Annotated in this window: 12 protein-coding genes; 6 read left to right on the plus strand and 6 right to left on the minus strand. The window is 73.7% G+C overall.

Annotated elements, in window-relative coordinates; genetic code table 11:
* Positions 1 to 207: 207 nt before the first annotated feature.
* Positions 208 to 1,683: a sensor histidine kinase gene (locus AC5K6T_RS26190; RefSeq protein WP_493212787.1), complete on the plus strand. Its 1,476-nt coding sequence runs from the start codon at positions 208 to 210 to the stop codon at positions 1,681 to 1,683.
* A gap of 194 nt (positions 1,684 to 1,877) precedes the next feature.
* Here AC5K6T_RS26190 and AC5K6T_RS26195 read toward each other — a convergent pair whose 3' ends face one another.
* Together AC5K6T_RS26195 and AC5K6T_RS26200 are read right to left on the minus strand one after the other, a co-directional pair.
* Complete coding sequence (locus AC5K6T_RS26195) at positions 1,878 to 2,135, minus strand: WhiB family transcriptional regulator (RefSeq protein WP_003992873.1); 258 nt, start codon at positions 2,133 to 2,135, stop codon at positions 1,878 to 1,880.
* 318 nt (positions 2,136 to 2,453) lie between these two features.
* On the minus strand, positions 2,454 to 3,422 hold the full coding sequence (locus AC5K6T_RS26200) for a diacylglycerol/lipid kinase family protein (protein WP_493212791.1): 969 nt from the start codon (positions 3,420 to 3,422) through the stop codon (positions 2,454 to 2,456).
* A gap of 117 nt (positions 3,423 to 3,539) precedes the next feature.
* Between AC5K6T_RS26200 and AC5K6T_RS26205 the strand changes: the two genes are divergently transcribed.
* The gene (locus AC5K6T_RS26205; protein ID WP_493212793.1) at positions 3,540 to 3,980 is read left to right on the plus strand and encodes a hypothetical protein; all 441 of its coding nucleotides are present in this window, start codon (positions 3,540 to 3,542) and stop codon (positions 3,978 to 3,980) included.
* 91 nt (positions 3,981 to 4,071) lie between these two features.
* On the opposite strand, the gene AC5K6T_RS26210 is transcribed toward AC5K6T_RS26205, so the two are convergent.
* The 3 genes from AC5K6T_RS26210 to AC5K6T_RS26220 form a co-directional block, all read right to left on the minus strand.
* Positions 4,072 to 5,226 (minus strand): RNA polymerase sigma factor SigF, encoded by a 1,155-nt coding sequence (locus AC5K6T_RS26210; protein WP_493212795.1) that lies wholly within the window; start codon positions 5,224 to 5,226, stop codon positions 4,072 to 4,074.
* 17 nt (positions 5,227 to 5,243) lie between these two features.
* Complete coding sequence (locus tag AC5K6T_RS26215) at positions 5,244 to 5,657, minus strand: ATP-binding protein (protein WP_006136266.1); 414 nt, start codon at positions 5,655 to 5,657, stop codon at positions 5,244 to 5,246.
* A 271-nt stretch (positions 5,658 to 5,928) separates the two neighbouring features.
* Positions 5,929 to 6,189: a UBP-type zinc finger domain-containing protein gene (locus AC5K6T_RS26220; protein ID WP_493212797.1), complete on the minus strand. Its 261-nt coding sequence runs from the start codon at positions 6,187 to 6,189 to the stop codon at positions 5,929 to 5,931.
* Between the two features lie 58 nt (positions 6,190 to 6,247).
* Between AC5K6T_RS26220 and AC5K6T_RS26225 the strand changes: the two genes are divergently transcribed.
* Complete coding sequence (locus AC5K6T_RS26225) at positions 6,248 to 7,846, plus strand: Na+/H+ antiporter (protein WP_493212799.1); 1,599 nt, start codon at positions 6,248 to 6,250, stop codon at positions 7,844 to 7,846.
* A 13-nt stretch (positions 7,847 to 7,859) separates the two neighbouring features.
* Here AC5K6T_RS26225 and AC5K6T_RS26230 read toward each other — a convergent pair whose 3' ends face one another.
* Positions 7,860 to 8,762: a 1-aminocyclopropane-1-carboxylate deaminase/D-cysteine desulfhydrase gene (locus AC5K6T_RS26230; RefSeq protein WP_493212801.1), complete on the minus strand. Its 903-nt coding sequence runs from the start codon at positions 8,760 to 8,762 to the stop codon at positions 7,860 to 7,862.
* A gap of 290 nt (positions 8,763 to 9,052) precedes the next feature.
* Here AC5K6T_RS26230 and AC5K6T_RS26235 point away from each other — a divergent pair, with 290 nt between their 5' ends.
* From AC5K6T_RS26235 to AC5K6T_RS26245, 3 genes are all read left to right on the plus strand, one after another.
* Positions 9,053 to 10,459 carry a family 2B encapsulin nanocompartment shell protein gene (locus AC5K6T_RS26235; RefSeq protein ID WP_493212803.1) on the plus strand — a complete coding sequence of 469 codons (1,407 nt, stop codon included), beginning with the start codon at positions 9,053 to 9,055 and terminating at the stop codon, positions 10,457 to 10,459.
* Positions 10,460 to 10,541: 82 nt separating this feature from the next.
* Complete coding sequence (locus AC5K6T_RS26240; RefSeq protein ID WP_493212804.1) at positions 10,542 to 11,966, plus strand: family 2 encapsulin nanocompartment cargo protein polyprenyl transferase; 1,425 nt, start codon at positions 10,542 to 10,544, stop codon at positions 11,964 to 11,966.
* Between the two features lie 105 nt (positions 11,967 to 12,071).
* A complete protein-coding gene (locus tag AC5K6T_RS26245) occupies positions 12,072 to 12,707 on the plus strand; it encodes a GNAT family N-acetyltransferase (RefSeq protein WP_493212805.1) in 636 nt (211 codons plus the stop codon).
* Positions 12,708 to 12,960: the final 253 nt, after the last annotated feature.

Below are 12,960 nucleotides of genomic sequence, written 5' to 3' on the forward strand. Positions count from 1 at the left end.
GAGGGTCCCTCCCAGGCGCCGCGGCCCGCGGGTGCTCCAGGGGCCGTCACGCCGGCCCCTCCCGGACAGGGTGCGAGGGCCGCCTCCGGGCCCGTGCCGCAAGCCGCCCCGTCCCGCCCGCCTCCCCGCCGCCCACAGGTCCGTACGGCCCGCCTCCGGGGTCGCGCGGTTTCCCGCGCCGCACAAGCCGCCGGGTACGCTCCCAGCGTGCCCTCCATGAACGAACTGGTCCGCCAGCACACCGCCCTCGACGACTCCGACCTCGAGTGGCTGCATCTGCTGGTCTCGGAGTGGCAGCTGCTCTCCGACCTGTCCTTCGCCGACCTGGTGCTCTGGGTCCCCACCCGCGACGGCACCCGCTACGTGTCCGTCGCGCAGATGCGGCCCAACACGGGCCCGACCTCCTACCAGGACGACATGGTCGGCCATCTCGTGCCGCGCGGCCGCCGGCCGATGCTGGACGCGGCCCTGGACGAGGGCCGCATCGTGCGCGAGGGGGACCCCGAGTGGCGTGAGGAGGTCCCCGTCCGGGTCGAGTCGATCCCGGTCCGCCGGGACGGCCGCGTCCTCGGCGTCATCGCCCGCAACACCAACCTGCTCACCGTGCGCACCCCGAGCCGGCTGGAGCTGACCTATCTCCAGTCCGCCTCCGACCTGGCGCAGATGATCGCGGCCGGCGCCTTCCCCTTCCCCGACCAGCAGGTGGACATGGACGCCTCTCCCCGGGTCGGCGACGGCCTGATCCGGGTGGACGCCGACGGCATCGTCCAGTACGCCTCCCCGAACGCGCTGTCCGCCTATCACCGGCTGGGCCTCGCCTCCGACCTGGTCGGCCACCACCTCGGGCGGACGACGGCCGAACTCGCCCCGACGCGGGGGCCGGTGGACGAGGCGCTGGCCAAGGTCGCCAGCGGCTGGGCCCCGCGCGAGTTCGAGATCGAGGGCAACGACGGCGTCATCCAGGTCCGGGCCATCCCGCTCAAGCCCAAGGGCACCCGGATCGGCTCCCTGGTGCTGCTCCGGGACGTCACCGAACTGCGCCGCCGCGAACGCGAGTTGATCACCAAGGATGCCACCATCCGGGAGATCCACCACCGCGTGAAGAACAACCTCCAGACGGTGGCCGCGCTGCTGCGCCTGCAGGCCCGGCGTATCGAGTCCGAGCGCGGCCGCGCCGCCCTGGAGGAGGCGGTGCGCCGGGTCGGCTCGATCGCCATCGTCCACGAGACGCTGTCCCAGAACCTCGACGAGCGCGTGGAGTTCGACGAGATCGCCGACCGGGTGCTGGCGATGGTCGCGGAGATCTCACCCGGCAAGGTCACCGGCCGGCGCACCGGCCGCTTCGGCATCCTCGACGCCGAGGTCGCCACCCCGCTGTCCATGGTGCTGACCGAGGTCCTGCAGAACGCCCTGGAGCACGGCTTCCGCGAGGGCGAGACCGGCACGGTCGAGGTGTCCGCGGTCCGGGGCGGCACCACGAAGGACACCCGGCTGCTCGTCACGGTCCAGGACGACGGCGTCGGCCTGCCGCCCGGCTTCGACGCACGCACCGCCGGCAACCTGGGCCTGCAGATCGTACGGACCCTGGTGGAGGGGGAGTTGGGCGGCAGCTTCGACATGGTTCCGGCGCCGGAGCGCGGCACGCAGGTGCTGCTGGACATCCCGGTGCGGTCGCACAAGTAGACGCCCGCCCGCCGGTGCGGTCCCGGACGGAGGGCCGCGCGCAGCAAAGAGCCCCGGGCCGTGTGGTCCGGGGCTCGTGCTCGTTGCCGCTTGTGCTGAAGCGCATCGGGGTACTGCGCGCTGCGTGCTCGGGGCGGGGTCGGCGTACTCGCTGTACGCGCCGCCAAGCTCAGGCTGTCAGCGGGGTGGTTAGGTCAGGCGGAGGCCTGACGGGCCCGGTTGCGGGCGGCGCGGCGCTTCATCGCGCGGCGCTCGTCCTCGCTGAGACCACCCCAGACGCCGGAGTCCTGACCGGACTCGAGCGCCCACTGCAGACACTGCTCGATCACCGGGCAGCGACGGCAGACGGCCTTGGCTTCCTCGATCTGCAGCAGCGCGGGACCGGTGTTGCCGATGGGGAAGAAGAGCTCGGGGTCTTCCTCGCGGCAAACGGCGTTGTGACGCCAGTCCATGGCTGCTACCTCTCCTTGGTATGACATGCGGGTTGCTTGTGAATGTGAACGCTTTCACGAATCCCTCAACAAGGGAAGGGCCGACCGCCAGGTTCGCCGACGTGGTCCTTGGTGTGAAGAGGGGTTCTGGTGATCTGTGGTAGCCGGTGTTGCGGGCTGTCCCGATCGCCACGTAGAGACTCGCAAACCTCAGCGGCGGATACAACCCCTTCCGGAAAGTTTTTTTTGATTCCTCGGTGTCGACTAGGTCACAGCCGTACTTCCATGGGGTGGATCCTGGCCTAAACGTTCGAGTGAAAGGACTTTCGCCTCTTCTGCTCACACAATCACACGCAGTGCACGGCGTACGCCTGTGAACGTCACGCTCGTACGCAGCCCCAGGTGGTCACCGTCCATCTGCAAGGGCAGAGGGACCTTCGAATGCAAGGTGAACGTGCTCAGATCGTGCAGGGAGACCACATGCCTGCCATGGGGTCCGCGCTCGGGGGACGAAGTGAGCAACTGGGTCGCATACCGGGCAACCGCGGCCGTCGACAGACGGCTGAGACCGAACAGGTCGAGCCCTGTGTCGAACGACGCCTCCGGCGACGCGTACACGGGGCGGTTCCCCAGATATGTCCACGGCGCGGTATTGCAGATGACGGACAGCACCAGATCGGTCACCGGTTCCTGCTCCGGTGCCTCCAGCGTGATGGTGCCGTGTCTGCGGTGCGGCTCGCCCAGGAACTGGCGCAGCGCCTGCCGGACGTAGAGCGCGTGCGTCGATCTCCGGCCGCGTTCGCGGTGCTGCTCGACCCGGCCGACCACGCCCGCGTCGAAGCCGAGGCCCGCGTTGAAGGTGAACCACCGGGACGGCACCGCCTCGTCCTCGGTGCCCGGCGTGCCCGAGGCCAGGCCGAGGCCGACGGTGCGCTCGGTGCCCTCGCGGAGCGCGTCGAGCAGGGCGCCGGTCGCCTCCACGGCGTCGTTGGGCAGCCCCAGGGCGCGCGCGAAGACGTTGGTGGAGCCGCCGGGGACCACGGCGAGGCCGGGCAGCCGGTCCGGATCGGGCCCCGCGTGCAGCAGGCCGTTGACGACCTCGTTGACCGTGCCGTCGCCGCCGAGCGCCACCACCAGGTCGACGTCGTCGCTCTCGGCGGCCTGCCGGCCCAGGTCCCGGGCGTGCCCCCGGTACTCCGTGGTGACCGCTTCCAGCTTCATCTCGCTGGCCAGCGCGTGGATGAGCACATCGCGCGTCCGTGCGCTCGTAGTGGTAGCCGCCGGATTGACCACGAGAAGTGCACGCATGCGTTGCACACTACCTACTGGGCGGTACCGATCCCAGACGGATCCGTGGATCAGATAAGACAAATGGGCGTGAACCTCGACACGAGCGCCCTGGAAGCACGGAGCTACCCTTCTGGGGTGACCAGTGAAGAGACCCCCGTCCCGGCGGACGCCCACGGCTCCCGCCCCCGGCGCCTGACGTACGCCGCCGTCCTGGCCGCGCTGGAGGGGACCGCGCTGGTCGCCGGCGGCGGGGCGATCCTCGTGCTCGGGCTGGCCGGACACCCCGACGACCGCGGGCAGGCCGTCACCGGAGGCGTCACCCTGCTGGTGATCGCGCTGCTGCCGCTGCTCGCCGCGCGCGGGCTGCTCGCCCGCCGCCCCTGGAGCCGCGGGCCCGCCATCTTCACCCAGATCATGGCCCTGCCGGTGGCCTACACCCTGCTGCAGGCCGACAGCCTGGCCATTCCCGGCGGCATCGCCCTCGCCGCCGTCGCCGTGACCGCGCTGGTCCTGCTGCTCTCCCCCGAGACACGCACCGCCCTGGGCATCCAGGGACCGGGCCGCGCCGAGAAGTAGCGGCTCCGGTGCTCCGGCCCCGGGGGGGCGGCCCCGGAGTGCCGCACGGGGTTCTCCGGTGCGGCCCCGGCCCCGCCGGAGAGGGGCCGGCCTACTCCTCCACCAGCAGCCTCTCCCGCAGCTGGGCCAGGGTGCGGGCCAGGAGGCGGGAGACGTGCATCTGGGAGATGCCGACCTCCTGCGCGATCTGGGACTGGGTCATGTTGCCGAAGAACCGCAGCAGCAGGATGCGCTTCTCGCGCGGCGGAAGGTCCTCCAGCAGCGGCTTGAGCGACTCGCGGTACTCGACGCCCTCCAGCGCCTCGTCCTCCGCGCCCAGGGTGTCCGCCACCGCGGGGGACTCGTCGTCGGTGTCCGGCACGTCCAGCGACAGCGTGGAGTACGCGTTGGCGGACTCCAGGCCCTCCAGCACCTCCTCCTCCGAGATCGCCAGCTTCTCGGCCAGCTCGTGCACCGTCGGGGACCGGCCGTGCTGCTGGGACAGCTCGGCCGTGGCGGTGGTCAGCGCCAGCCGCAGCTCCTGCAGCCGGCGCGGAACGCGGACCGCCCAGCCCTTGTCGCGGAAGTGCCGCTTGATCTCGCCGACCACCGTCGGGGTGGCGTACGTGGAGAACTCCACGCCCCGGTCCGGGTCGAACCGGTCGACGGACTTGATCAGGCCGATGGTGGCGACCTGCGTCAGGTCGTCGAGGGGCTCCCCGCGGTTGCGGAAGCGCCGTGCCAGGTGCTCGACGAGGGGCAGATGCATGCGGACCAGCTGGTTGCGCAGCTCCGCGTACTCCGGGCCGCCCTCGTCCAGCTGGCGCAGCTTCAGGAACAGCGCCCGCGCCCCGCTGCGGTCCTGCGGGTCGTGGTGCGTGCCCTGCCCTCTCGCCGCGCCCGGCGCGCCGCCCCCGGCAAACCGCTCGTGCTCACTCATCGTCCCGCCCGTCGCCCTTCTCCGAGCCCTCGCCTCCCGGACCGGGCGGACCCCGTCGTGTCCCGCCGCCGGCGCGCCCGCGCCGGACCCGGCAGCCCCGGCAGCCCCGGTGTCCGGCCGCCGGCCGCCCGGCCCCGCACCGGTCGCGGCGGGGTCCTCCGGATGCGGCCGGGCCTGCTCGGGAATGCCGTCGATGCCGTCGGCCGTCCGCCGCGGGCCGTCCGGAGCGGCCTGTGGCAGGCCGCCGGCCCCGGCCGGGTGGGGGGCGGTGGCCCCGGTCCCGTCCCCGGCCCGCAGCTCCCGTGTGCCGCGCTCTTCGTCCCGCACCGGCCCGTCCCCGTCCCTCACGCCGGCCCGGGTCCCGCGCCGCGCTGTTTGTAGAGGCTGATCGAAACGGTCCTGTCCTCGTCCACCGCGGAGGAGACCTTGCCCGCCAGGGCGGACAGGACGGTCCAGGCGAAGGTGTCCCGCGAAGGGGCGTGGCCGTCCGTGGTCGGCGCGGAGACGGTGACCTCCAGCGAGTCGTCGACGAGCCGGAAGACACAGCTGAGCACCGAGCCCGGCACAGCCTGCTGGAGCAGGATCGCGCAGGCCTCGTCGACGGCGATGCGCAGGTCCTCGATCTCGTCCAGGGTGAAGTCCAATCGGGCCGCCAGACCGGCCGTGGCCGTCCGCAGCACCGACAGGTAGGCACCCGCGGCCGGCAGCCGGACTTCCACGAAGTCCTGGGTAGCGGGCTCGCCTGCGATCTGGGACACCCTCACCTCCAAGGTGGTACAAGCTGTTCGGAGCCGGGAGTCGCCCCCCGGGGTAACGCGATGTGTGGTACTGACGTGACGCTATCGCGCTCGTGGCCGTGCTGTCCCCGGGACCCCAACCCCCTGGCGTCACTCACAGTAAACCTCTGAATACGCTCCGTGTCTAGGGGTTCCGCGGGCCCAAATGGGAAGAGCACGCGCCGGGTTGACGTACCCAGACGTCAGAGCGTCGAACCGTCCGGGTCCAGGGTCACCCGACAGGCCCCCCGGGTCACACGAGTACGTGGTCCACGAAGCACCACCGCCAGTCCTCCCCCGGCTCGAAGGTGCGCATCACCGGGTGTCCCGACACCTCGTGGTGCCCGGTCGCGTGCCGGCCCCGGGAGGAGTCGCAGCAGCCCACGTGGCCGCAGGTGAGACACAGCCGCAACTGCACGGGGTGGGTGCCGGCCGACAGGCACTCCGGACAGGAGTCCGTCAGGGGTCCCGGCGCCGGGTGCGGCAGCGCGTCGGCGTGCGTGCACTGTTTCATGATGGCCAGGTTACGACGGGTCCGCGCGCAGCCGCGCGGAAAGGCGAGGGTGGGAACCATGGACGTGATGCCGCTGCTGTTGCTCGTGGCGGGAAGCGCGGCGGTGGCGGGCATCGGCCGCCGCGTCCCCGTCCCGGCCCCCCTGCTGCTGGTCGCCGCGGGCCTGGCGCTGTCGTACGTCCCCGGCGCGCCCGACTACCACCTCGACCCGCATGTCGTGCTGCCGCTGCTGCTGCCGCCCCTGCTGTACACCGCCGCCGTCGACAGCTCCTACCTCGACCTGCGCGCCCAGGTGCGGCCCGTGGCGCTGCTCTCGGTGGGCTACGTGCTGTTCGCGACCGTCGTGGTGGGCTGGGCCGCCTACCTGGTCATCCCCGACCTGCCGCTGACCGCGGCGCTGGTGCTGGGCGCCGTGGTGGCGCCGCCCGACGCGGTCGCCGCCACCGCGATCGCCCGCCGGGTGGGGCTGCCGTCCCGGGTCACCACCATCCTCCAGGGCGAGTCCCTGGTGAACGACGCCACCGCGATCACCGCCTACCGGGTGGCCGTCGCGGCCGCCGTGGGGGAGGGCCTGACCTGGGCCGGAGGCATCGGCGAGTTCCTCGTCGCCGCGATCGGCGGCGTCGGCATCGGGCTGCTGCTGATGGTGCCGCTGCACTGGCTGCGCACCCACCTGAGGGAGGCGCTGCTGCAGAACACCCTCTCGCTGCTGATCCCCTTCGTCGCCTACGGCGTCGCCGAGCAGGTGGAGGCCTCCGGCGTCCTCGCCGTCGTGGTCGTCGCGCTCTACCTCGGCCACCGCGCCTGGGAGGTCGACTTCGCCACCCGCCTCCAGGAGGAGGCCGTCTGGAAGATGGTCGCCTTCGTGCTGGAGTCCTCGGTGTTCGCGCTGATCGGCCTGCAGCTGCCCGTGGTGCTGCGGGAACTGGGTGCCTACGAGGGCCCGGAGGCGGCCTGGTACGCGGTCGCGGTCTTCCTCGCGGTGGTCGTGGCCCGCTTCGTGTGGGTGTACCCCGCGACCTTCCTGCCCCGGCTGCTGTCGGCCCGCATCCGCGAGCGGGAGGAGAACCCCACCTGGAAGGGCGCGTTCGTCATCTCCTGGGCGGGCATGCGCGGCGTGGTCTCCCTGGCCATCGCGTTCTCCGTCCCGGTCACCCTGCACGAGGGCGGCGAACCCTTCCCGGGCCGCAACCTGATCCTGTTCCTCACCTTCACCACCGTCATCGGCACCCTCGTCGTCCAGGGACTCTCCCTCCCGCCGCTGATCCGCGTGCTGCACCTGCCCGGACGCGACCCGCAGGCGGAGACCCTCACCGAGGCCAACGCGCAGGCCCAGGCCTCCCGAGCCGCCGAGCGACGCCTGGACGAACTGCTCGCCGACGAGCGCAACGCCCTGCCGGGGCCGCTCGCCGACCGGCTCCGCACGGTCCTGGAGCGGCGCCGCAACGCCGTCTGGGAACGCCTCGGCCAGCCCAACGCGCTCACCGGCGAGACCGCCGACGACACCTACCGCAGGCTCTCCCGCGAGATGATCGCCGCCGAGCGCGAGGTCTTCGTCCGGCTGCGCGACCTGCGCCACATCGACGACGAGATGCTCCGCACCCTGCTGCGCCGGCTCGACCTGGAGGAGGCCGCGGCCTACCGGGAGGCCGCCTGAACGGCGCCGCCGCTCACGGGAAGGGACGGCCGGTGACCACCGCCGCCACGGTCGTCCCGCGCGGGAAGGCCCCCTCCTCGGCCAGGGTCAGCAGCCCCCGCAGCAGCTTGGCGACGTACAGGCGCTCCACCGGCAGCCCGTGCCGGTCCTCGAAGTCGTCCGCGAAGGCGTGCAGCGCGGGCGTCGTCCGGGCGTAGCCGCCGCAGTGGAAGCGGTCGTCGAGCCACCAGTCGCCGCGCGGCCCGCCGAACGCCCGCTGCTGCAGGGACCGTATCTCCGCCGCCAGGAACCCGCCCCTGAGCACCGGCACGCCCAGCGCCCGCGGGCCGGTGCCCAGGCCCGCGGCCAGCCCGGCGAGGGTGCCGCCCGTGCCGCAGGCGACGGCGACCACGTCCGCGTGGCCGCGCAGCTCCTCGCCGAGGGCCGCGCAGCCGCGCACCGCGGCCGGGTTGCTGCCGCCCTCCGGGACGACGTACGCGTCCTGGGCCCGCGCCGCGCGCAGGATCGCCGTGCGGGTCCCCGGGTCGTCCTTGTGCCGGTAGGCCGCCCGGTCGACGAAGTGCAGCCGCATCCCGTCGGCCGCGCACCGGGCCAGGGACGGGTTGAGCGGCCGGCCGGCCAGTTCCTCGCCGCGCACCACGCCGACCGTGTCGAGACCCAGCAGCCGGCCCGCCGCAGCGGTGGCCCGCAGGTGGTTGGAGTAGGCGCCGCCGAAGGTGAGCACCGTGCGGCCGGCCGCGGCCCGCAGGTTCGGCGCGAGCTTGCGCCACTTGTTGCCGGTCAGCTCCGGGTGGATGAGGTCGTCCCGCTTGAGCAGCAGCCGCACACCGTGCGCCGCGAACCGCGCGTCGGCGGCCTCGCGCAGCGGCGAGGGCAGCCGCGGGCGCGGGGCGGCGAAGTCGTCGGAGCCGGTCACGGCCCCATTGTCGGCCACGGCCGGACGCGCCGTCCCGCCGGGGAGCCGGAGAGCGGTGCGCCCGGAGTGCGCCCGGAGTGTGCCGGGAGCGTGACCCGGTGGGCGGGGGGTGGAGGGGCAGTGGTGCGAAGCAAGTGACTGCAGGCATCAAGTATGCCCAGTGATGATGTGATCCATTCCCGCTCTTTCGTGTAATAGCACCGGCACGCTTGGTGATGAAACGCTCCCTGCGGAGATCGGGTGCCCCGGGCCGAACGCGGCCGGGGCATGACCTGAAGGGCAGTCACTTTATGTCGGTAGGCGAAGAGGTCCGCACAGAGCAGGACAGGCCGCAGCAGAGTCTCGGCACCGCAGCCGCGCGGAACCTGGCCACCACCACCAAGTCCGTCCCGCAGATGCAGGAGATCAGCTCCCGCTGGCTGCTGCGCAACCTGCCGTGGGTGGACGTCCAGGGCGGCACGTACCGGGTGAACCGGCGGCTCACCTACGCCGTCGGCGACGGGCGTGTCACCTTTGTGAAGACCGGCGACCGGGTCGAGGTCATCCCGGCCGAACTGGGCGAGCTGCCGGCGCTGCGCACGTACGAGGACGTCGAGGTCCTGGGGGAGCTCGCCCAGCGGTGCCGGCAGCGGGAGTTCGCGGCGGGCGAGGTGATCGCCTCCTTCGGCAGTCCGACCGACGAGGTCCACCTGCTGGCGCACGGCCGCGCCGAGCGGATCGGCGAGGGCCCCTACGGTGACGACGCGGTCCTCGGCGTCCTCGCCGACGGCTCCTACTTCGGCGACGCGGCGGTGCTGCACGAGGACGCCATCTGGGAGCACACCGTCCGCGCGGTCACCCCCTGCACCGTGCTGGTCCTCGCCCGGCAGGACATCGAGCAGGTCGCCGAGCGCGCGGAGAGCCTGCGCGAGCACCTCCGGGCGCAGCGCGCTCTCCCGGACCAGACCACCAACAAGTACGGCGAGAAGGCCGTCGACCTCGCCGCCGGCCACTCCGGCGAGCCGGACATCCCGCACACGTTCGTCGACTACGAGGCCAGGCCCCGCGAGTACGAGCTGAGCATCGCCCAGACCGTGCTGCGCATCCACTCCCGCGTGGCCGACCTGTACAACCAGCCGATGAACCAGACCGAGCAGCAGCTGCGGCTCACCGTGGAGGCGCTCAAGGAGCGCCAGGAGCACGAGCTGGTCAACAACACCGAGTTCGGCCTCCTGAACAACTGCGAGTACGACCAGCGGATCCAGCCGCACGACGGCGTCCCCAGCCCGGACGACATGGACGAGCTGCTCAGCAGGCGGCGCGGGACGAAGCTGTTCCTCGCCCATCCGCGGGCGATCGCCGCGTTCGGCCGTGAGCTCAACAAGCGCGGACTGGTCCCGGAGACCCTGGACATCGGCGGAAACCGCATCCCCACCTGGCGCGGGGTGCCGCTCTACCCGTGCAACAAGATCCCGGTCACCGAGGCCCGCACCACCTCGATCATCGCCATGCGCACCGGCGAGCAGGACCAGGGCGTGATCGGCCTGCGCCAGTCCGGCATCCCGGACGAGATCGAGCCGAGCCTGTCCGTGCGGTTCATGGGCATCAACGAACAGGCCGTCATCAAGTACCTGGTGACGGCCTACTACTCGGCGGCCGTCCTCGTCCCGGACGCCCTCGGCGTCCTGGAGAACGTCGAGATCGGCCGCTGGCGGTGACGCCACCCGCGCCGCGGGCCCGCCCCTCCGGGCGGGCCCGCCCCCGGCGGCCCCGCCCGCCGGGGGACGACAGGGGGACCGCATGACCGAGTCCATGACGCAGACCAGACAGCACCTCGGCGGGCCGCGGCGCGGCGGGGAGCGGCGAGATCCCGTCGCGACCCGCGCCGAGGGCGACGGGAGCGTGCCCCCCGAAGGGGCCGGCGCACCCGGCGAGCCCGAGCCGGCCGGCGCGCCCGGCGCCGCGGGGGCCCCTCCCGGGGCGGGCCGTGCGCCCGGCGCCGCGGATGCGCCCGGTGAGGCGCCGCAGGGGACGGGCGGGAACGACACGCCCGGTACGGCGGACGCGGCCGGCGGTGGCGTTCCCGGCCGCACCCGCCGCGCCCGCCGCACGGCCCGCCCCGAGCGGGTCGCTCCGGCCGCGGAGGGCGGGGCGGCCTCGGAGGGTGACGCGGCCTCGGAGGGGGAGGCGGCCGGGCCGTCCGGCCCGCACGAGGCCCGGACGATCCTGGAGCGTGCCCGCGCGGACGTCGACCCCGCGCTGCGCTCCGCACTCCGGTCGCTGCCGGGCGCGATGCGCCGTGTCGGGCGCTATCACTTCGGCTGGGAGCACGCCGACGGAAGCCCCGCCGCAGGCAACCCCGGCAAGGCCGTCCGGCCCGCGCTGGTCCTCACCGCCGCCACCGCCCTCGGCGGGGCCCCGGCGAGAGCGGCCGCGGTGCAGGCCGCGGCGGCCGTGGAACTGGTCCACAACTTCACGCTCCTGCACGACGACGTGATGGACCGGGACACCACCCGCCGGCACCGGCCGACCGCGTGGACCGTGTTCGGCGACGCCGACGCGATCCTCGCCGGGGACGCCATGCACGCCCTGGCCCTGCGGCTGCTCGCGCGGGACCCGCACCCGTCGTCCGCCGCCGCGGCCGACCGGCTCGCGGCCTGTGTCGTCGAACTCTGCGAGGGGCAGCGGGCCGACACCGCCCTGGAGCGGCGCCCGCCCGCCGACGTCTCCCTCGGCGAGGTGCTCGCCATGGCCGAGGCCAAGACGGGGGCACTGCTGGGCTGCGCCTGCGCGCTCGGCGGTCTGTACGCGGGGACGGCACCGGAGAACGTCGAGGCGCTCGACGCGTTCGGCCGGGAGGCCGGGCTCGCCTTCCAGCTCATCGACGACGTCATCGGGATCTGGGGCGACCCCGGGCACACCGGAAAGCCGGCCGGCGCGGACCTCGCCGCGCGCAAGAAGTCGCTGCCGGTGGTCGCCGCGCTCACCTCCGGCACACCGGCCGCGGCCGAGCTGGCCGCCCTGTACGCAGTCCCCTACGACCAGGGCGACCTGGAGCGCACGGCCGCGGCGGTGGAGCGGGCCGGGGGACGCGACTGGGCGCAGGCGCAGGCCGCCGAGCGGATGTCCCGGGCGGTGTCCGCACTGGCCCGTGCGGTTCCCGACCCGGAGACGGCCGAAGGCCTGCTGTCCCTGGCCGAGTTCGTCACCCGGCGCACCGCCTGAGGGCAACCGCGGGGGCTCGGCCACGGGGGAGCGGCCGAGTGCCGCGGGGGCCGCGCGGATAGGCTCAACGTGTCGACGGTCAGGGCCGGTTGAGAGGTGGCGCGGATGGGTGTGGCGATTCGGGTGGCGCGGCAGCAGGACCGGGACGCGGTCGTGGGCCTGCTGGACGCGGCCTTCCAGGACGACCCGGTCAGCGGCTGGGTGTTCCCGGGCACGGAGTACCGCCGCAGCACGCATCAGCGGCTGATGGCCGCCTTCACCGACATCGTGCTGGCGGACGGACGGGTCGACCTGGTCGAGGGCGGCGCGGCCTGCGCGCTGTGGCTGGACATGCCCGGCCGGCCCCACGAGGAGGAGAGTGCCGAGGACGGCGAGGACGGCGAGGACGGCGAGGACGGCCGGGACGGGTTCGTCCGGCTGCGCGAGGCGGTCGACCCGGCCAACGACCGCATCGAGCTGATCGGCCGGCTGACCGCAGGCATCCACCCTGCCGGACGGGCGCACGCCTACCTGTGGATGATCGGCGTCGATCCCGCCCAGCAGGGCCGCGGACTCGGCACGGCGCTCGTGGAGCAGGCCCTGGACCGCTGCGACCGCGAAGGCCTGCCCGCCTATCTGGAGGCGAGCAGCGCCCGCAGCCGGGGCCTGTACGAGCGGCTCGGGTTCGTGCTCACCGGCAGTCCGCTGCACCTGCCCGACGGCCCGCGGATGTGGCCCATGTGGCGCGAGCCCCGCGGCTGAGGGCCCCCGCGCCACCGCGGCCCGCGGCACCCGGCCGGGCGGTGGTGCCGGGCCCGCCGCCGCCCGGCCGGTCCGGCCGTGCGTCCTCCCGGCCGGGGGTACGCGTCCCGGCCGGGGACGTACGCGGCCGTGGGGCTGGACGCGCCTGCGCCGCGGCCGCGCCCGGTCCGGCCGTGTGGTGCCCGGCCGCGGGCAGGGTCCGGCCTGCGCACGGTGCGGGCGCGGGCGTGGTGACGCCGGGCGTCCTACCCTG

Source organism: Streptomyces sp. B8-7 (genome assembly GCF_058833805.1).